General features: G+C 46.2%; 17 protein-coding genes. 11 read left to right on the forward strand and 6 right to left on the reverse strand.

Annotated features, from left to right (window positions below):
* Window positions 1-75: 75 nt before the first annotated feature.
* The 4 genes from GVN20_RS14305 to GVN20_RS14320 form a co-directional block, all read right to left on the reverse strand.
* Complete coding sequence (locus GVN20_RS14305) at window positions 76-420, reverse strand: tRNA-binding protein (protein ID WP_166558991.1); 345 nt, start codon at window positions 418-420, stop codon at window positions 76-78.
* A gap of 176 nt (window positions 421-596) precedes the next feature.
* Window positions 597-1,136, reverse strand: coding sequence for a dihydrofolate reductase family protein (locus GVN20_RS14310; RefSeq protein WP_166558992.1), 540 nt, complete (start codon window positions 1,134-1,136; stop codon window positions 597-599).
* Window positions 1,137-1,306: 170 nt separating this feature from the next.
* Window positions 1,307-2,308, reverse strand: a complete 1,002-nt coding sequence (locus tag GVN20_RS14315; RefSeq protein WP_229599071.1) for a ClpXP adapter SpxH family protein — start codon at window positions 2,306-2,308, stop codon at window positions 1,307-1,309.
* The gene (locus tag GVN20_RS14320) at window positions 2,305-2,712 is read right to left on the reverse strand and encodes a nuclear transport factor 2 family protein (RefSeq protein ID WP_166558993.1); all 408 of its coding nucleotides are present in this window, start codon (window positions 2,710-2,712) and stop codon (window positions 2,305-2,307) included. Before GVN20_RS14320 ends, GVN20_RS14315 begins: the two co-directional genes overlap by 4 nt.
* Before the next feature lie 150 nt (window positions 2,713-2,862).
* Here GVN20_RS14320 and GVN20_RS14325 point away from each other — a divergent pair, with 150 nt between their 5' ends.
* Complete coding sequence (locus GVN20_RS14325; protein WP_166558994.1) at window positions 2,863-3,231, forward strand: helix-turn-helix domain-containing protein; 369 nt, start codon at window positions 2,863-2,865, stop codon at window positions 3,229-3,231.
* 206 nt (window positions 3,232-3,437) lie between these two features.
* Here GVN20_RS14325 and GVN20_RS14330 read toward each other — a convergent pair whose 3' ends face one another.
* A complete protein-coding gene (locus tag GVN20_RS14330; protein WP_166558995.1) occupies window positions 3,438-5,918 on the reverse strand; it encodes a prolyl oligopeptidase family serine peptidase in 2,481 nt (826 codons plus the stop codon).
* A 35-nt stretch (window positions 5,919-5,953) separates the two neighbouring features.
* Entirely contained in the window at window positions 5,954-6,397 is a 444-nt protein-coding gene (locus tag GVN20_RS14335) for a DUF2721 domain-containing protein (RefSeq protein ID WP_166558996.1), read from the reverse strand.
* Between the two features lie 111 nt (window positions 6,398-6,508).
* On the opposite strand from GVN20_RS14335, the gene GVN20_RS14340 reads away from it, so the two are divergent.
* From GVN20_RS14340 to GVN20_RS14385, 10 genes are all read left to right on the forward strand, one after another.
* On the forward strand, window positions 6,509-7,180 hold the full coding sequence (locus GVN20_RS14340; RefSeq protein ID WP_166558997.1) for an NUDIX hydrolase: 672 nt from the start codon (window positions 6,509-6,511) through the stop codon (window positions 7,178-7,180).
* Window positions 7,181-7,274: 94 nt separating this feature from the next.
* Complete coding sequence (locus tag GVN20_RS14345; protein ID WP_166558998.1) at window positions 7,275-7,805, forward strand: SHOCT domain-containing protein; 531 nt, start codon at window positions 7,275-7,277, stop codon at window positions 7,803-7,805.
* Between the two features lie 126 nt (window positions 7,806-7,931).
* Window positions 7,932-9,413 carry a BTAD domain-containing putative transcriptional regulator gene (locus GVN20_RS14350; protein ID WP_166558999.1) on the forward strand — a complete coding sequence of 494 codons (1,482 nt, stop codon included), beginning with the start codon at window positions 7,932-7,934 and terminating at the stop codon, window positions 9,411-9,413.
* Window positions 9,414-9,502: 89 nt separating this feature from the next.
* Window positions 9,503-10,729: a cytochrome P450 gene (locus GVN20_RS14355; RefSeq protein WP_166559000.1), complete on the forward strand. Its 1,227-nt coding sequence runs from the start codon at window positions 9,503-9,505 to the stop codon at window positions 10,727-10,729.
* 27 nt (window positions 10,730-10,756) lie between these two features.
* Window positions 10,757-11,830: a PEP/pyruvate-binding domain-containing protein gene (locus GVN20_RS14360; RefSeq protein WP_166559001.1), complete on the forward strand. Its 1,074-nt coding sequence runs from the start codon at window positions 10,757-10,759 to the stop codon at window positions 11,828-11,830.
* Window positions 11,831-11,902: 72 nt separating this feature from the next.
* Entirely contained in the window at window positions 11,903-13,717 is a 1,815-nt protein-coding gene (locus GVN20_RS14365; protein ID WP_166559002.1) for a PEP-utilizing enzyme, read from the forward strand.
* Window positions 13,718-13,776: 59 nt separating this feature from the next.
* Window positions 13,777-14,427: an HD domain-containing protein gene (locus GVN20_RS14370; protein ID WP_229599072.1), complete on the forward strand. Its 651-nt coding sequence runs from the start codon at window positions 13,777-13,779 to the stop codon at window positions 14,425-14,427.
* 4 nt (window positions 14,428-14,431) lie between these two features.
* Window positions 14,432-15,859 (forward strand): aldehyde dehydrogenase, encoded by a 1,428-nt coding sequence (locus GVN20_RS14375; protein ID WP_166559003.1) that lies wholly within the window; start codon window positions 14,432-14,434, stop codon window positions 15,857-15,859.
* Entirely contained in the window at window positions 15,860-16,459 is a 600-nt protein-coding gene (locus GVN20_RS14380) for an HD domain-containing protein (RefSeq protein WP_166559004.1), read from the forward strand.
* Complete coding sequence (locus tag GVN20_RS14385) at window positions 16,452-17,192, forward strand: SDR family NAD(P)-dependent oxidoreductase (RefSeq protein ID WP_166559005.1); 741 nt, start codon at window positions 16,452-16,454, stop codon at window positions 17,190-17,192. The genes GVN20_RS14380 and GVN20_RS14385 overlap by 8 nt, the downstream gene beginning before the upstream one ends.
* Window positions 17,193-17,198: the final 6 nt, after the last annotated feature.

Here is a 17,198-nt window from a genome sequence, read left to right on the forward strand (position 1 = left end):
TATACCCCTCATTTTGTAGACTTTATCATGTGGTAGTTAATTGACTATAAATTCATTTTCGTTTAGACAAATGTTTTATCCAATTCTTAGCCCGTTCTTCACTTGCTTGTCTGTTGTCAATAAGGTTACTTCCTCATTGTCCACCGCTCCTAAAACTAAACACTCGCTTTGAATATTGGCTATTTGTTTTGTAGGAAAATTTGTCACTGCTATAACTTGTTTCCCAATTATTTCTTCTGGGATATATAATTTAGTAATTTGTGCTGATGTCTTTTTGATTCCGAATTCGCCAAAGTCAATTAAAATTTTATATGCTGGCTTTTTTGCTTCTTTAAAGAGTTCCGCACTAATTATTGTACCGACCCTGATTTCAATTTTTGAAAAATCATTCAATGTAATGAGTCCGTTTATGTTTTCCATTTTATTTTTTTTAGCGTTAGTTCGATTGCCTTGCTGCTAACGGTTTGGGAAGAGGTGGATTTCGAAGCACTAAACTGTCTGCCAGCACTGAACTTGATACGAAGCAAAAAGCCCGAAGTTTGAATTTCACCCGCCTGACGCAAATTCCGTGTTGGCGGTTCGGGCTTTTTCCGTGATCACATTAAATAGATTATTCTAAATGTCATAATTTGCAGCCCGTTCTCATATATTGAACTGTTTACTAATTTCAATTTGTAATTTGAAGATGAGTTCCCAAATAGTTTGATACCTTCTCCCAATATCAAAGGATTAAGTTTCAACTTTAAGGTGTCAATTTTTTTATTTTCTAAAAGCCAACCTGCAAACTGCCCACCACCACAAAGATATATATCTGTTCCTTCTTCCCTTTGTAGTTTGTCTATTTCAGCAAGGTCTAAATTTTTTATTTGCACTTGCTGATTTGGGTTTTCAAGTTTTAAGTTGTTTGAAAATATATAATGCTTCATATGTGGATATGCAGGTTGTCCAGGTTTTAAGCCATACTTATAACCAAATTCATAAGTATTTCTCCCCATAATAACAGTGTCAAAATTTGCTAAGTCTGCCAAATATTTGTCCACGCCATTTCCTGTTCCTACGAAACCGCTGATGTCGTCATTCAAGCCCGAAATAAATCCGTCAATTGAGCTTGCTACATAATAAACTATTTTTCTCATTTTTTTCTTTGTGTTTTATCGTTGAGTTATCGTTCTAGCCTGATCGCTAACGTTTCGGGGCTTTGCGATGGTGGGGAATTAGAAGTACAAATGTTCAATTTAGCACAAATGTTGATTAGAATTCCAATGCTCAAATTTAGTACAAATGCCCCACTTTTGCAAAACCCCTGTTAGCGGCTGGTATTTTTTAGTGTCCAAATTGCTCCGTTTTTTGTTGTCAGTTTTTTTAAATGTCCTTTTGCTGTTAAGTCGTCTAAATATTTTTCACTTTCATTCCTTGGTGTTTCTGTAAGTTCGGAAAATTCTTTTGCGGTCAATGAATGATATTTAGAAAATACAGCATTCCAAGTTCTGTCATAGTTGGTTTTGATTGCAGTTGGAAACAGTTTTAACAAGGCACTCTCAAAAGTGTTGTATGGTTTTGAACCATAAACCATTTCTTTTTGTCCTGTTGTGTCTGTAAAAAAAATTGTCGGAAAACCCCTTACACCTAATTCTCTGCCTAATTTTAAATCTTCTTCAAAAAGTTCTTTTGCTTTTCCTTCATAATCGGCTTTAAACTTAACAATGTCAAGTCCAACTTTTTTTCCTGCTAATTCTAAATGTTCCCATTTAGTAATGTTCTTTTTTTGAAGAAAAACCATTTCTCGTATTTCACGAAGAAATAAAATTGCTTTTTCATTGTCTTGTATTTGTGCTGCTTTAAAAGCAATTGAAGGTGGATAAGAAGAATTTAATGGGTCTTCCAACCAAACATTCCCGTCTATTGGCATATCGTAATAAACACTTACTTCGTCCCAATGGTGAGCTACATCAGAAGGTTTGCTAATGCCACCACTATTGTAACTCCAATTTGGCAACAAACCACCCATTCTATAATCAACTTCAATGTTGTTTCCATATTCCAATTTGAGTTTTCGTAGTTGTGGCTCAATGCCCCAACAAGATGAGCAAATAGGGTCAGTATAATAAATTATTTTTATTGGTTTTTTATTTGCTTTTACTGAACTGCTGTCTACCGAATTTGTTTTGTTAGTAGGTATTTCGCAAACTCCACTTTCAGGGTCGCATAGTAAAGGATTATTATTGTCCATTTTCTTTTTTGTTTGAGCTTGGCAACTTTGGTTGCCAAGCAAGATTGATAATATAATTATTTTTTGAATTGATTTCATTTTTGAAATAGTTGTAATGAAAATGCAGTATTAGCAAACTCGTCTAATCTTGTGATTAAATCATTTTCTACCGTGTAAACCTGCACCCATTTTTGTTCTAACACTTCGCTATTGCTTTTAATTTTTTGCTTTTCATTTCCTAAAACAATAACTGTGTTTTGGTCAGCTACGATTTTAGATACCTGAAAATCCAAAACATCAACATTAGTCATAATGTTCGTAATTAATTTGACTGCTCCATCCTTACCTTGGTATGTTCCATTGTAAGGAATACCATCTGTACCGTGGTAAACCCAAATGGTGTCATCAGATAAGGTTTGTTTCAAGGCTTCCATATCGCCTTTTCCAAATGCTGTAAGCATTTCTTGCACAACTTTAAGTGCTTTTGTTGTTTCTTGTACCATTTTTTAAAATTTTAAATTGTTATTTATGGCACAAAATTACGACACATCAAATGTATAATTGCTACGGATTTCCTTTTAGAAAGTAGTTTCCTGTTGGAAACTATCAAAGGAATTTGTAACTTTGTAGCTCATAAAAATCAATTGAAGTCAATGAAAAAAAATGCTATCATAAATTCCACACCTGTCTGTCAGGTAAGAATGCAAGCTATTAGCGATGCAATGAGCCTATTGTCTGGGAAATGGAAGTTCCATATTTTGGGAACGCTCATTGAGGGCAACACATTAGGGTTTATGGATTTGTTGAGAGAAGTAAATGGAATTGGAACAAAAATGCTTTCAAAGGAACTTCAAGATTTGGAAATGAATAATTTGGTAAGCCGAACAGTAAAAAACACAAAGCCAATAACCGTTGAGTATTCAATAACGGAATATGGTAAAAGTCTTTCGCCCCTAATTGATGAGTTGGCAAAATGGGGTGGTGCATATCGAAGGTCTGTCTATAAAAAAGGAAAGAACTAATTGGTTGTTACGCTGAACTGTCGTGAATATCTGACGGGTCGTTATACTTGCCGCTAACATCTGTATATACGCATCTAGTTGCGTATATACCTGCGGGGTGGAGGGGTTTACGCAATAGCCTGCCCTCAAATATAAAAAAACAGCCGGCTGTTTCCAACCGGCTGCCCTTTAAACGTAGTTGATTCCTACTGAATGATATAAATGCCTTAGCGCTTCTCGCCCGACATTTGGCCCGTCTTGGTGGCGGGGGGCGTGGCGGGTGCATTTTTTACGTATTTGTCCAACCAGCCGTTCATCTCGTACAGCATGTGCAGGAGCGATTCTTTGGCGGTGTAGCCGTGGCTTTCGTAGGGTAAAAACACCAACTTGGCCGTGGCACCCATACCTTTGAGGGCGTTGTAATACCGCTCTGACTGAATCGGGAACGTACCTGTGTTGTTGTCGGCTTCGCCGTGGGTCAATAGGAGCGGGGTTTTTACCTTATCTACGTTCATAAACGGCGACATTTTATTGTACACATCGGGGGCTTGCCAGTAGGTGCGCTGCTCGTTTTGGAAGCCAAACGGCGTCAAAGTACGGTTGTAAGCGCCCGAGCGCGCAATTCCAGCTCTGAATAAGTTGCTGTGCGACAATAAGTTGGCGGTCATAAATGCACCGTAAGAGTGGCCTCCTACGCCTACGCGGCTGGCATCCACTACGCCGAGGCGTACGCCTTCGTCGATGGCGGCTTTGGCACTCGCCACCAACTGCTCTACGTAAGTATCGTTAGGCTCATTGTCTCCTTCGCCCACGATGGGGATGGAGGCGTTTTCCAACACCGCGTAACCCATGGTGACAAAGGCCGCGCCTGTCCAATAGCTGATGCGGTTAAACTGGTACGGAGAGCCGTTGACCTGTCCGGCGGCGGCGGCGTTCTTAAATTCGGCAGGATACGCCCACAGAAACGTCGGTAGCGGACCGTCTTCTTTTTTATAGCCGGGAGGCAGCAGCAACATGGCCGTCAAATCCACGCCATCGGGGCGTTTGTAGCGCAGTTGTTGTTTCTGAATGCCCTTAAATTGCGGGTAAGGATGCGGGAAAAACGTTACCTGCGTCAACGCGGGCTCGGCCGCTTTTTTGCCTTTTTTGAGCGCAGGTTTCAGATTACGGATAAAATAGTTCGGCTGCTCTTCCTGCGACTCGCGCGAAGTCAGAATCAAACCTTTTTCGGCGTTCAGGATGCTGATGGGGCGCTCAAAAAACGGCGCTTCTGAGCGGAACAAACGCTTGGCCTGCTTGGTGGTGAGGCTATACACATCCACAAACGGACGGTCGCCTTCGGGAGAGGCACCTTGGCCCGTGAGGTAGATTTCGTTGGCGGCCGTGATGTCAAGCACGTATTCGCCGTAGGCATTTTTCTTCAACTCGGGCGTGCCGGGGTTGTTGTAACGGTCTTCCGAGGAGCGGTCAAACAATACAACTGGATTGGCAGGATTACTTGGATTTACCAATTTAGTGATGATTTTGCGGGTGGCGTTCCAACGCTCCGAAAACAAAGCCGTTTGATCATTGCCCCAGGTCACGCCGCCAAAACGATAGGCCGCCGCGTAGATTTCTTTGGCTTCGCCGCTGAAAGGCGCGTCCAACGTGTACACCACGTCGCGAATGGCAATTTTGCGCTTGGGGTCACCGCCATCTTTTGCTTCTACCCAATACACCGTTGCGGGCGCGTCGTTGCGCCAGTTGTGGTTGCGTTGTCCCGAAGGAGCGGCATCCTGCCCCCAAGGTACATTTTCCTGTAACGGAATGTCTGTCAGGGTTTTTACCAATGCACCAGCGGCGTCAAAAATGTCTATTTTAGAAGGAAAACGGTTGACCGTCACCAGATAAGAAAACGGACGGTGAATGCTCTCAATCATCACATAACGACCGTCGGGTGAAGGGGCAGCAGTGGCGATGAGGCCAATATTGCCGATTTTTTGCACACTGCCGTCGAGTCCAAGCTTCATCGTTTGGGCCGTGGCGTAGTATTCAAATTGCTTCTCGTCGGCGGGGCTTTTCAATAAGTCCTGATAAGTAGCGGCTTGGGCCTTTGTGCCGAGGTTTTCCTGAACGGTCGGTCCCGAAGGTACGCGGCTGATTTCGGGGGCGGCACCACGCTCGGCAGGTATTCCTCTGACGATGAACGATTTGCTGTCGGAAAGCCACTGGTAAGGCACGCCCAACACCGCGTTGAGGGCCACGTCGCTTACTTTGGTGGCCACGGCGGTGGCTACATCGACCACGTACAGTTGAATTTTGGTGTCGGTCGTGTGCGTGAAAGCGATTTTGCTGTCATCAGGCGACCATTGAATCGAGGAAATTTGCGGATTGGTGGGCAAGCCCGTTACCTGAACGTCGGTAGGATTGGCCGAAACCTGCCGTAATTTAAGGTTGTTGACGTACACCGCCCGGCTCGGGCCGTTGGTGGCGGGGTTGATGCGCAAACCAGCGATTCGGTACTCGGGTTGTGAAAGTTCGGCAATGGTCGTAGTGGCGGTGTTTCGTTCCGAAATCAGCATCCATTGACCTTTGCTGTCTACGCTCACCGTTGGGGTAGGTGGAGCGGTAATCAAATCGGCCAGGGGTTTGGGGGGCGTCTGGTAGCCGTCTTGCGCAAACGTAGCGTAGGCACAAAGGCACCAGATAAATAGGAGTGGTTTTCTCATTGATTTTAGTTGGTTAGAAGTGTGAAATAGAGTGGTTATTCAATGTTTTTGGATTTTGTCCGCCCAAAAAAGCCAAATTGCTTGCCGAGTTGTTCTTCCATGTCGCTTAGTTCGATTTTCAGTGCGTGGATAGACAGCGAAATCTCCCAGATTGACAAACTCAGCGCGCCGATTTGTAACAATAACGCCACGAAAAATAATACCTGCGCCACAGATTGATACTGTAAATAGATGAAAAGCATCGAAATTGCGCTCAAAAGCAGGCTCGTAACGATGATAAATTGAATGTTTCGGATAATGTGTACGCGCCTATGAAGGTGTTTGATTTGCTCGACGTAGTTCTCATCGGGTCTTATCCGAAATTTATCGTGCAATTCACGAATCAAACTGGCGATGGCCAAGTAGCGGTTGGTGAAGGCAATCATCATCAACGAAACGGTCGAAAATAAAATAGCGGGGGTACTGATAGCGAGTTCCATACCGAAAATGGGAGTTAATAAAGCACGATAATAACGACTTTTTGCGGATAGTGTGCCTTCTTTGTGTACTTTGCACTAAAAAAATACCCACTGTTAGCTTATGCAATTGTTATGCTCGAAAACGTCTTTGATTCTCACAAATTTAACCTTTGGAAAGCCAATTTGTTAAAAAATGGCCTTGAAATTCACCAGATTGAGGAAAAATTTACCCGCCATAACGGTCACGGCGATGCGCTTTTTTCGCTGTTGATGCTCGACGCTACCACGCCCGAAGGCGACAAAATTCCCCCTATTTGCTTCTTGAAGGGCGAGGTATTGTGCGTGTTGGTGTGTTTGATTGATGAAGAAACCCGCGAGAAATACCTGCTGCTGGTTCGTCAACGCCGCATTTGCGACGGCTCTCTGACCTACGAGCATCCTGCTGGAATGCTTGATAGTGAGTCGGATGCGGTCAAAGTGGCTGCCAAAGAGGTGTTTGAAGAAACGGGGATGACGGTCGAAAAAAATCAATTAATTCGCCTGTTAGATTACCCCGTCTATCCTTCTACTGGCACGAGCGACGAAACCATGTACTATTTCTATTGCGAGCTCACACTTCCCAAAGAAAAAATCATGAGCTACGATGATTTGTTTATGGGAGAAGCTTCTGAACATGAGCGCATTGTAACTGTGGTGTTGCCTTTTGCCGAAGGACATCGCCTCATCAACAATGCCAACGGTATTTTACTCAATTTTCTCTATCTCAAAGCCGTTGGAGATTGGGATTTGTTGAAAAAACTGTAGCTTATGGCATGATTATTTAGGGATAATTTGTAAATTGTTATGTCCTTTTGGGCGAGTCAACACCATTTGGCAGTTAGAAACAAAAAAAAGAAACATGAAAAAGATTAAAGAAATAGCCTCAAAATACAACGTAAGTGAAGAAACCGTTTCTTCATTACTGGCAGGACTCAAACTGTCGGGCGGCCGTCAGGTACAATTCAATATCCCCGAATTGGGCGGTATGGGCCAATGGCAGGGGGGGATGGTCATGATTGGCGATATGTTTAACAATTCCTTGAAGGCCAAAGTGGCCGAGTTGTGTGCCGAGCTGGTGCCGCTCTCGCAGACGATGGCCGAAGAAGAGAAGGCCGCCGCTCCCAAGAAAAGCAAGACCGATAAAAAAGCCGAACAGGAATATTCGTCGCCTGCGTTTAGTGGTAGCCAAAATGGGAGTAAATACGCCTACTTCGCGGCTGAAAATGTGCTCGTTGTCGAATTGGAGCAGGACGGCAAAATCACCAAATACAGCACCAAAGGATTTCCGCTCACGGGCGTGCAGCAATCGCAAGACAACGGCGGTCGTAGCCTCAGTTTTACCTATCCTGGTGGAACCGTTACGGTAAAAGATTTGAAGAAAATCAAGTAAAAAAACACTAAGTCAACCGCCCCGAGGATTGGAATTTTGCCCAACTTCTCGGGGCGGTTTTGCATAAACCAAGGTGGATTTGCTATACTTGCATTCGGTTGCTCCATGCGGCAGCCCAACGACACAATGGCAGCAAAATATCCGGGGCTTTTCTTTAGCGATTATTCCCTTCTTTGGCAACAAATCAAACGAATCATCGGCGTTCATAAACATTGGCTGTACGTGGCTGATGAACAAAGTGTGACCAACGTGAAAGAATTTTTCGAGGTTGAATTGGTTGATAATGAAGGAGATGTTGTTTCGTCGGGAGAGTTTTTTTTGCGGGAACAAGTTGTGCGGGCAAAACCCGTGATGAAAGCATTACAGGCCCATATCAGCGCCATTCCTGCTGAAATGCAAGCAGATTCGGTCTTCTTTTTTGAAATGACGTGGGCGGTCAGAACGCCCTCGGGCGATATTTATCTGCGCGAACTGCACGAAGCGTTTCAGGAACTGTTGGTTTCGTACCCTGTCACCATCGTGTGCGTCTACAACGAGTCGGTGTTGTTGGACGAACAACTGCTTTTGGGCTTGTTTTCTCACCCCGAAATTTACACCCACGAGGGGCTGAAAGCGAATCCGTATTATTTGCCGCCCCGTATTATTAAAAAAAATCAACTAAAACCGCGCTTCAACTACTGGCTTTCCACCATTGATACGCATCAGGTGGTGGATGAAGTACAGGTGGCGGTAGAGACAAACGACGAAAAACAGGCGTACCCTTTGGAGCGGCCTTTTCAAACCATGACCGCCCAAACCAACGAAGGGCGCTGGAAAATCAGGTGTTTGGGAGAAGTTCGGATTTACCGCGAAAATGGCCAATTGATTGACTGGAACACCAAAGCAGGTGCTACGCGCAAATTAAAAACCCTGTTTGCTTTTTTGTTGATTCGCGGGGAAAAAGGAGCTAATACGGAAGAATTAGCCGATTTGCTCTGGTCGGAAGCCGACAGCATCGAGCAGTCCCTGAATCGTTTGTACCACGCTATCCGTTTTTTGCGGCTCGTGCTCAACGGCCATGATGATGCCTCAAAACAATCTTCTTTTATCGTGCATCAAGGCTCAATATATTATTTACGACTGCCGTACGACAGTTGGATTGACCTGCCGATGTTTCAGGAGTTGTGTTTCAAAGGCAACCAGCACCTGAAAGAGGGCAATTTGGAGCAATGTAAGATTTGCTACGAGTCGGCGGAGCGGCTTTACACGGGCGACCTTTTTATGGACATTCCGCTCAAATACGTAGAGAACAATGAAAATGATTGGTGCTGGAGCAAACGCACGTGGTACCGAGAAATGTACTACAAACTTCTATACAGTTTAGCAAAAATTCACCGGCAAATGGGGAATCTCTCGCTGGCGATAAACTACTGCGACAAAGCCCTCGGCGAAAATCCCAATTTGGAAGAAGCCCACAAGGAAAAATTGCTGGCATTGGCCGAATCAAAGCGATTTGACGCCCTGCACCGACAGTACCGAATCTATACTGAATCGCTCAAAAAATTCAATATCGGAGCACCTTCGGAGGAAATCAGACAATTATATTTGAATCTTTCTAAAAAGAATTAAAATACTACTAAAAAAACCAAAGAAAAACCAAAGGATTGTTTTCTACATTTGGGTATGTTTTGAAAGTCAACTCAAAAAAACAGTTCCCAATGAGCACCTGTCCCTATCACAAAATAAGCGAAGAATTCAAGCCTTTTGATCTCACAAATCCTTTTCCATTTTACAAAAAATCGAGGGACGAGCAGCCTGTATTTTACAGCCAAGAATTAGGGTATTACGTCGTGACCCGCTACGAAGATATTAAGGCGGTGTTTAGCAATTGGAAAACCTACACCTCCGAAAATGCCCAATCGCCGTTTAAACCGATTGCGCCGAAAGCCAAAAAATTAATGGAAGACCAAGGCATGATTGGTCTGTCGGGCCTGTCGGGACGCATCCCACCCGACCACACACGTATACGCCGTATCGTTAGCATGGCCTTCAACTTGAGTCGCTTCAAAAAGCTCGAACCAGGCATCAGGGCGTTGGCCATTGAGATGATCGAAAAGTTTGAAAACGAAGGCCACGCCGAAATCGTGAAGCAGTTGGCGTATGATTTGCCCGCCTTGGTGATATTTATGTTGTTGGGGGTGCCCAACGAAGATGTGCAGCAGGTAAAAAGCTGGGCCGAAAGCCGCTTGCTGATTACTTGGGGCGATTTGACGGAAGAAGAGCAGTTGGTTCACGCCCAAAATATGGTGAGGTATTGGGAATATTGCCAAAACTTGGTAGCGCTGCGCAAAGAAAATCCCACCGACGATTTGCCGGGAGATTTGGTGCGGTTGCAGGCCGAAGGTCACGAAATCAGCGACCGCGAGATTGCGGCGATTTGTTACAGTCAGCTGTTTGCAGGCCACGAAACCACCACTTCGTTGATGGGCAACGGCATCCGCGAGTTGTTGCTCCATCCTGAAAGTTGGAACGCCATCTGCGAGAATCCTAGCCTGATTCCCAACGCGATTGAAGAAATCCTTCGGTTTTCACCGTCGATTGTATCTTGGCGCCGTAAAGCACTGGAAGACAGCGAAATCGGAGGTGTGACCATTCCAGCGGGTTCTAATTTATTGTTGGTGATGGGTTCGGCAAATCGGGATGAAGCCAATTTTGAAAATGGAGAAACCTTTGATATTCAACGGCCCAACGCCAAAGAGCACCTGTCGTTTGGCTACGGCATCCATTTTTGTTTGGGTTCGTCCTTGGCAAAACTAGAATTTAAGATTGTGCTTGAAGAACTGACCCGCAAGATTCCACACCTCACCATTAAAGAAAATCAAGTCTTTCAATTTGCCCTAAATACCTCATTCAGAGCGCCCGTGGCCTTGGAAGTGGAGTGGTAAAAAAGCAGTCAAAACCCTTTTCGTAAAATGAAATACACGTTGTTTTTTAAAGAAGCTTTGCCCGAAGAATATTATTTGTTGGGCGGCAAAGGGGCAAGTTTGGCCAGCATGAGTGCTGCTGATTTGCCAGTTCCCGTTGGTTTTTGCATTACTACCCACGCTTACGCCGACTTCTTGCAAGGTTCTGCGCTTGCTGAGGCTATTTACGAAAAAGTAAACGGCATTGATTGCGCCAACGTGGCTGAATTGGATAAGGTATCGGAAGAAGTGCGCGGTTTATTATTGGTAAGTCCGTTGCCTTCCGAAGTAGAGCATAGCATCAAAGCTTCGTATCACCAACTTTGTGCCCTCGCAGGAGCCACCAATGACCTGCCCGTGGCGGTGCGGTCGAGTGCCACCGCCGAAGACCTGCCAGATGCGAGTTTTGCGGGACAACAAGACACCTATCTGTGGGTGGTGGGAGAGGAGGAGGTCATCGAACACGTACGCCGTTGCTGGGCGAGTTTGTACACCTCGCGGGCCATCAATTATCGTCGCAACCAGCAAATCAAAGAAGACGAAGTGCTGATGAGTGTGGTGATTCAAAAAATGGTCAATGCCCGCACCGCTGGCGTTGCCATGACGCTCAATCCGACCAACGGCGACCGCTCCAAAATCGTCATTGACGCTTCTTGGGGGCTGGGTGAGGCGGTGGTGTCGGGAGAAGTTACGCCAGATAACTTCTTGGTAGACAAGGTAATGATGGAAATTCTTGAGTCAAATATTCAAAACAAACACATCGAACACGTACCCGATAAAATAAACCGTCGGGTGCTAACGCGCGAGATTGTGGACGAGCGGGCCACGCAGTCCAGCCTGAGCGAAGAGGAAGTGAAAATCGTGTGTCGGATGGCAAAAATTATCGAGAAACATTACCGATGTCCGCAGGACATTGAGTGGGCGATTGATGCCGATTTGCCCGCTGGTCAGAATTTTACGCTTCTTCAAAGCCGCCCCGAAACCGTCTGGTCGCAGAAAAAAGCCCCCGCCGCTTCTTCCATCAAAACGGGTATGGAAGGCATTTTGAATACCCTTATGAACCCTTTAGCAAGTAAAAAATAAACCGCGCTGACGAATCGAGCCGTTGGAAATTCGTCTGTAACTGTTCACTTTAACCTTTAATCAATCGTAATTATGTCTTCTCAAAAATTCATCAGTCCTTACGACCACAAAGCGCCCGAAGGAGCCGAAGGTTGGAAGGAATTGTACCCCTACTACATGGTATTTCAGGATAACCTGAAACAAAACGAGGAAGCTAAATTTTTCTTTTGCGATTCGCAACACTGGCCCAATGTGTTTAAGCCTTTTGATGCCATTACCGTCGAATTTGCCGTAAAATGCCTGAGTCAATACAACACGCGCCAGTGGTTGATACCGCCCGCCAACGGAATTGACTTTAAAATTCACAATGGATACTGTTACATGAGCCCCGTGGGGGTAGCGCCCGAATTAATCGGCGACCGCGTGCCGCAATTTTTAGAACGCGCAGGGTATTATTTCATGAATTGGAATGATTTGCTCCAAAATTGGCATAAAAAAGTAAAGGGTGTCATTGATGAAATGGAAGCCGTAAAATTTGAGACCCTTCCAGAAGTGATTGATATGGAGTGGGTTAAGGGCGGTGTGGGGCTTGACCCAACCTACTATTTGATTCAGAATTATGATAGAATGATTGATTTGTGTTACAAAACATGGATGTATCACTTTGAATTTCTGAACTTAGGCTACGCAGCTTACCTCGATTTTTTCGGTTTTTGTAAAGAAACTTTTCCGGGCATTCCCGATTTGTCGATTGCTAAAATGGTGCAGGGTGTGGAAGTTGATTTGTTCCGTCCCGACGAAGAATTGCGCAAATTAGCCAAATTGGCGCTTGAATTAGGCGTGGATGAGGTGGTCGCAAATCAAGAATTGACGGCGGCGTTGGAAGCGTTGAAAGCAACCGAAAACGGCCAAAAATGGCTGGATGCTTGGGAGTTGGCCAAATATCCGTGGTTTAATTTTACAACGGGTAACGGGTTTTACTCAACCGATAAATACTGGATTGAACACCTTGAGATTCCTTTTGGCTACATTCAAGATTATCTGAAACGTTTGCAAAAAGGCGAAAATATTGACCGTCCGACGGAGGCAATCGCGGCCGAAAGAGACCGAATCACGGAAGAATACCGCGATTCAATCCCCGACGAAGAAGGCCAAGCGGCGTTTGATGCCAAAATTGGCTTGGCACGGGTGGTATTTCCGTACGTTGAAAACCACAATTTCTACATTGAGCACTGGGCAATGTGCGTTTTCTGGCGCAAAATGCGCGAACTAAGTGCGGTGTTTGTGCAAGCAGGATTTTTCAGCGATATCAACGACATGTTCTATTTCCGTCGCGAAGAAATTCACCAACTTCTGTTTGACTACGGTCGTGGTTGGGCCATGGGCGTGCCTTCCATCGGTCCCGATTATATTCCGACCGAAGTGGCGCGTCGTAAAAAAATCATTGACGCCCTTTCGACTGCCGCACCCAAGCCAGCATTCAATGAGCCGCCCGCTCTGGTGACCGAACCCTTCACGATTATGCTTTGGGGAATCACGTCCGAAAGTGTGCAGGGATGGTTGCAAAGTGGCGAAACCACCAATCGCCTCAAAGGAATGGCGGCTTCGGCGGGCAAAGTGGAAGGCATTGCGCGGGTCATCAACAGCCCCGACGAACTGGGCCTTTTGGAGCAGGATGAAATCTTGGTGACGCGCGTAACGGCGCCGAGTTGGGCCCCCGTTTTTGGCAAAATCAAAGCTACCGTCACCGATATCGGGGGCATGATGTCGCATGCGGCCATCGTTTGTCGTGAGTATGCCCTGCCCGCCGTAACGGGTACAGGCTCGGCCACTACCACCATCAAAACGGGCGACCGAATCATGGTCAATGGCTCAACGGGTGAAGTAATCATCCTCGAAGCTGCCTGATTTTAATCTTAAATATATTTTATAATTATGTTGATTGTGAAGGTGTTAGGTGATAGAAAATGCATAATATCCAACACAGTCAACATTCTATTTTTACCGCTATTTCTTATCTTAACGTATTAATGAACAACTACGCACATATTCTCAAAGCGTCCGAAAAGTACATGCGGGTACGAAAAAACGACGTTCATATCCCGATTTCTTTTCACTACGCGATGAAACTGGCCGAAAACTACCCAAACGCCGACCGTGATGTGGTGGCGGCAGGAATCATTTTGCACGATATTGGCTGGTTTTCGATTGACGAAGATGATATTTTTAAAAAAGGCTTTCAGACCGAAAATTATCTCCAAAGCGACGTGCGGTATTTGCATGAATCGGAAGGCGTGCGGCTGTCGGCAGAAGTGCTAAGGCCCTTGGGTTATTCGGAAGACTTTATTAAAAAAGTGCAAACCATCATCGACGGTCACGACACGCGAGGGTTTGCGCGGTCGGCCGAAGATGAGATTGTGCGAGATGCCGATAAGCTGTGGCGTTTTACGGTCACGGGCGTGAGTATTGCCTCCGATTGGTTCAAACAGACCCCTAGTCAATACTGTGCGCGTTTGCTCACCGATGTGGTGCCGCAGTTGCACCTGCCCGAGTCGATTGAAATGGCGAAGACCGACTTGGTCGAAACCGAAAAAATGCTTTGTTGCGACGTAATCTAAACGAATGGAAAATTATATAAATGGGAAATGGGTAAAACCACATTCGGCCCAATACGCCGATGTGCTCAATCCCAGCACGGGTGCAGTTCTTGAAAGGTTTGCGTGCAGCAATCCAGAAGATGTCAATGCGGCACTGGAATCGGCAAAAGTGGCGTTTAAATCTTGGAAAAAGACGCCCGTTGCTCACCGGGCCAAGTTGCAGCACCAAGCCGCGCAATTGATGCGCAAACACGCCGACGACCTCGCCCGAACCATTGCCAACGAACTCGGCAGGCCGCTGGCGGGCTGCCTGACCGAAATCAGTCGAAGTGCCGATTTGTTCGATTTTTACGCCGAAGAGGGCCTTCGTTTGAAAGGAGAAGTGCCATTGCATAACCTCGAAGGCGAAAAAGCGCTAATTGTGCGCGAGCCCGTTGGCGTAGTGGTGGCCATTACGCCGTTCAATTACCCGATTACGCTGCTGACCATGAAATTGGGCGCGGCGCTGATGGCAGGTTGTACGGTGGTGTCCAAACCGTCGGAAGATACGCCGCTTTCGACACTGAAACTGGCCGAAATTTTTACCGAAGCGGGCTATCCCGAAGGGGTTTTTAATGTCATTACGGGCTATGGCTATGACATTGGCAATGCGCTCATTGAGCACTCAATAACGGCCAAAATCGCCTTTACGGGCGGCACGGGCACGGGGATGCGCATCGGGGCATTGGCGGCGGCACATAATAAACGTGTCACGCTTGAATTGGGCGGTCAGTCGCCCGCGATTGTGTGTGCCGATGCAGATTTGGCCGTGGCTATCCCCGCCATTGTTCGTCATGCGTTTGCCAACAGTGGTCAGTTTTGCTACCGCGTCAATCGTCTGTACGTGCATGAGGCCATTTATGTCGATTTTCTGGACCGAATGGTGGCGTTGACCGAAAAACTAACCGTGGGGCATCCGTTTTCAGGCTGCGACATGGGGCCGATGGTGAATCAAAAGATTTACCAAAACAGCGAAAATCAGGTGCAAGACGCCTTGCATAAAGGAGCACTTTTGAAAACAGGCGGCCACCGATTGACGGGTGAACTGTATGACAAAGGCTGGTTTTTCCCGCCCACGATTTTGGCTGATACCAACCATTCAATGCACATCATGACCCAAGAAACCTTTGGGCCCGTGGTGGGAGTGATGCCTTTTCAAACCAACGAACAGGCCGTAGCATGGGCCAACGATTCGGATTTTGGATTGGCCGCCTATGTGTTTTCGGAACAACTCGGCACGGGACTGCGCATTGCGGAGTCGCTAGAAGCAGGCTCGGTTTGGATCAACAACATTCACCGTTCGTACCACGATGTGCCGTTTGGTGGGGTAAAACAAAGCGGAATCGGGCGTGAAAAAGGCCACTACGGCATCGAGGCGTATACCGAATTAAAAACCATTTACCTGAATTACTAGATGTTGCGTACCCAAGACATCCCGCTTTGGGAAGTAGCCAAAATCCATTTGAACGTTCGTAACAACAACGAACATACGCTGTTTGCTTACTTGCTGGTGACCCAATTGCTTGAAAAATACCCAGAAGCCAACCCAGATGTGGTGTTGCCAGCCATTCTTTTTCATGATACAGGCTGGTCTAAAATACCGAAAGACAAGATTTTGCACGCCTTTGGCCCCAATAATAAATATCCCGAATTGACGCGCCAACATGAATTGGAAAGTGTCGCAATTGCACAAAAAGAACTGCCCGTTTTAGGGTTTCATCAACCACAAATTAACGAAATCATCGCGGTCATTGACGGGCACGATACCACCAAACAGGCGCGCTCGGTCAACGATGCGGTGCACAAAGACGCTGATAAGCTCTGGAGGTATACGCCGCATGGCAACCGCATCATTGGCGAGTGGTTTGGCATTGGACAGGCTGAAGTTCTGGAGATTTTGGAAAATTTCGTTTGGCCAACGTTTTTGACCGACGAAGGAAAAAGGCTTTCTGGTCTGCTGTTGGAGTTGGCGAAATTGGACTTGAACTTAAAAAAATACGTAGCCCATGTTTGAGCTAAAAGATAAAATCGTTGTGATTACGGGTGCGGCGGGTGGACTCGGCCGGGCCTTTGCGCAGGCCTTTGTTGCTCAGGGAGCCAAGGTCGTTGTTTGTGATAAAAACTACGCAGGAGCGCAAGAAACGGCACAAATGCTAGGCGGAATGGCCCTTGAAGTGGACGTGACCAGTGAGCAATCCGTGGAAAAAATGGCGAATGAAGTGCTGGCTACCTTCGGTAAAATTGACATTTTGGTCAACAACGCCGCCATCTATGCGACTATTCAACGCAAGCCTTTTTATGAACTTACAGAAGCCGAATGGGACTTGGTGCTTGACGTCAATTTGAAAGGCGTCTGGTTGGTGTCAAAAGTCGTTTGTCGGTCGATGCGCGCCAATAATTACGGCAAAATCATCAACATTTCTTCGGCAACCGTCATGAGTGGGTCGCCCAATTGGTCGCATTATGTGGCCTCCAAGGGGGGCGTCATCGGCCTGACGCGCTCCATGGCCAAAGAACTGGGTGATTTCAACATCAATGTCAACGCCATTGCGCCGGGCTTTACACTCACCGAAGCCAGTTTGGGCCTGATGGAAAATGCTGCCAAATACGGCGTAGACCGAGGGGCCATCAAACGCCCGTCAACGATGGAAGATATTGTGGGCACGGCCCTCTATTTGGCTTCCTCTGCCGCTGATTTCGTAACGGGCCAAACCATCGTGGTGGACGGCGGTAAGCAGTTTATTTAGCCAACG

The organism is Runella sp. CRIBMP, assembly GCF_009905605.1.
Classification (GTDB): Bacteria; Bacteroidota; Bacteroidia; order Cytophagales; family Spirosomataceae; genus Runella.

What these genes read in the sequence shown, in the direction of transcription:
- GVN20_RS14305 (WP_166558991.1), bottom strand. Translation starts at nt 420, where the DNA reads ATGGAAAACATAAACGGACTCATTACATTGAATGATTTTTCAAAAATT.
- GVN20_RS14310 (WP_166558992.1), bottom strand. Translation starts at nt 1,136, where the DNA reads ATGAGAAAAATAGTTTATTATGTAGCAAGCTCAATTGACGGATTTATT.
- GVN20_RS14315 (WP_229599071.1), bottom strand. Translation starts at nt 2,308, where the DNA reads ATGAAATCAATTCAAAAAATAATTATATTATCAATCTTGCTTGGCAAC.
- GVN20_RS14320 (WP_166558993.1), bottom strand. Translation starts at nt 2,712, where the DNA reads ATGGTACAAGAAACAACAAAAGCACTTAAAGTTGTGCAAGAAATGCTT.
- GVN20_RS14325 (WP_166558994.1), top strand. Translation starts at nt 2,863, where the DNA reads ATGAAAAAAAATGCTATCATAAATTCCACACCTGTCTGTCAGGTAAGA.
- GVN20_RS14330 (WP_166558995.1), bottom strand. Translation starts at nt 5,918, where the DNA reads ATGAGAAAACCACTCCTATTTATCTGGTGCCTTTGTGCCTACGCTACG.
- GVN20_RS14335 (WP_166558996.1), bottom strand. Translation starts at nt 6,397, where the DNA reads ATGGAACTCGCTATCAGTACCCCCGCTATTTTATTTTCGACCGTTTCG.
- GVN20_RS14340 (WP_166558997.1), top strand. Translation starts at nt 6,509, where the DNA reads ATGCTCGAAAACGTCTTTGATTCTCACAAATTTAACCTTTGGAAAGCC.
- GVN20_RS14345 (WP_166558998.1), top strand. Translation starts at nt 7,275, where the DNA reads ATGAAAAAGATTAAAGAAATAGCCTCAAAATACAACGTAAGTGAAGAA.
- GVN20_RS14350 (WP_166558999.1), top strand. Translation starts at nt 7,932, where the DNA reads ATGGCAGCAAAATATCCGGGGCTTTTCTTTAGCGATTATTCCCTTCTT.
- GVN20_RS14355 (WP_166559000.1), top strand. Translation starts at nt 9,503, where the DNA reads ATGAGCACCTGTCCCTATCACAAAATAAGCGAAGAATTCAAGCCTTTT.
- GVN20_RS14360 (WP_166559001.1), top strand. Translation starts at nt 10,757, where the DNA reads ATGAAATACACGTTGTTTTTTAAAGAAGCTTTGCCCGAAGAATATTAT.
- GVN20_RS14365 (WP_166559002.1), top strand. Translation starts at nt 11,903, where the DNA reads ATGTCTTCTCAAAAATTCATCAGTCCTTACGACCACAAAGCGCCCGAA.
- GVN20_RS14370 (WP_229599072.1), top strand. Translation starts at nt 13,777, where the DNA reads ATGCATAATATCCAACACAGTCAACATTCTATTTTTACCGCTATTTCT.
- GVN20_RS14375 (WP_166559003.1), top strand. Translation starts at nt 14,432, where the DNA reads ATGGAAAATTATATAAATGGGAAATGGGTAAAACCACATTCGGCCCAA.
- GVN20_RS14380 (WP_166559004.1), top strand. Translation starts at nt 15,860, where the DNA reads ATGTTGCGTACCCAAGACATCCCGCTTTGGGAAGTAGCCAAAATCCAT.
- GVN20_RS14385 (WP_166559005.1), top strand. Translation starts at nt 16,452, where the DNA reads ATGTTTGAGCTAAAAGATAAAATCGTTGTGATTACGGGTGCGGCGGGT.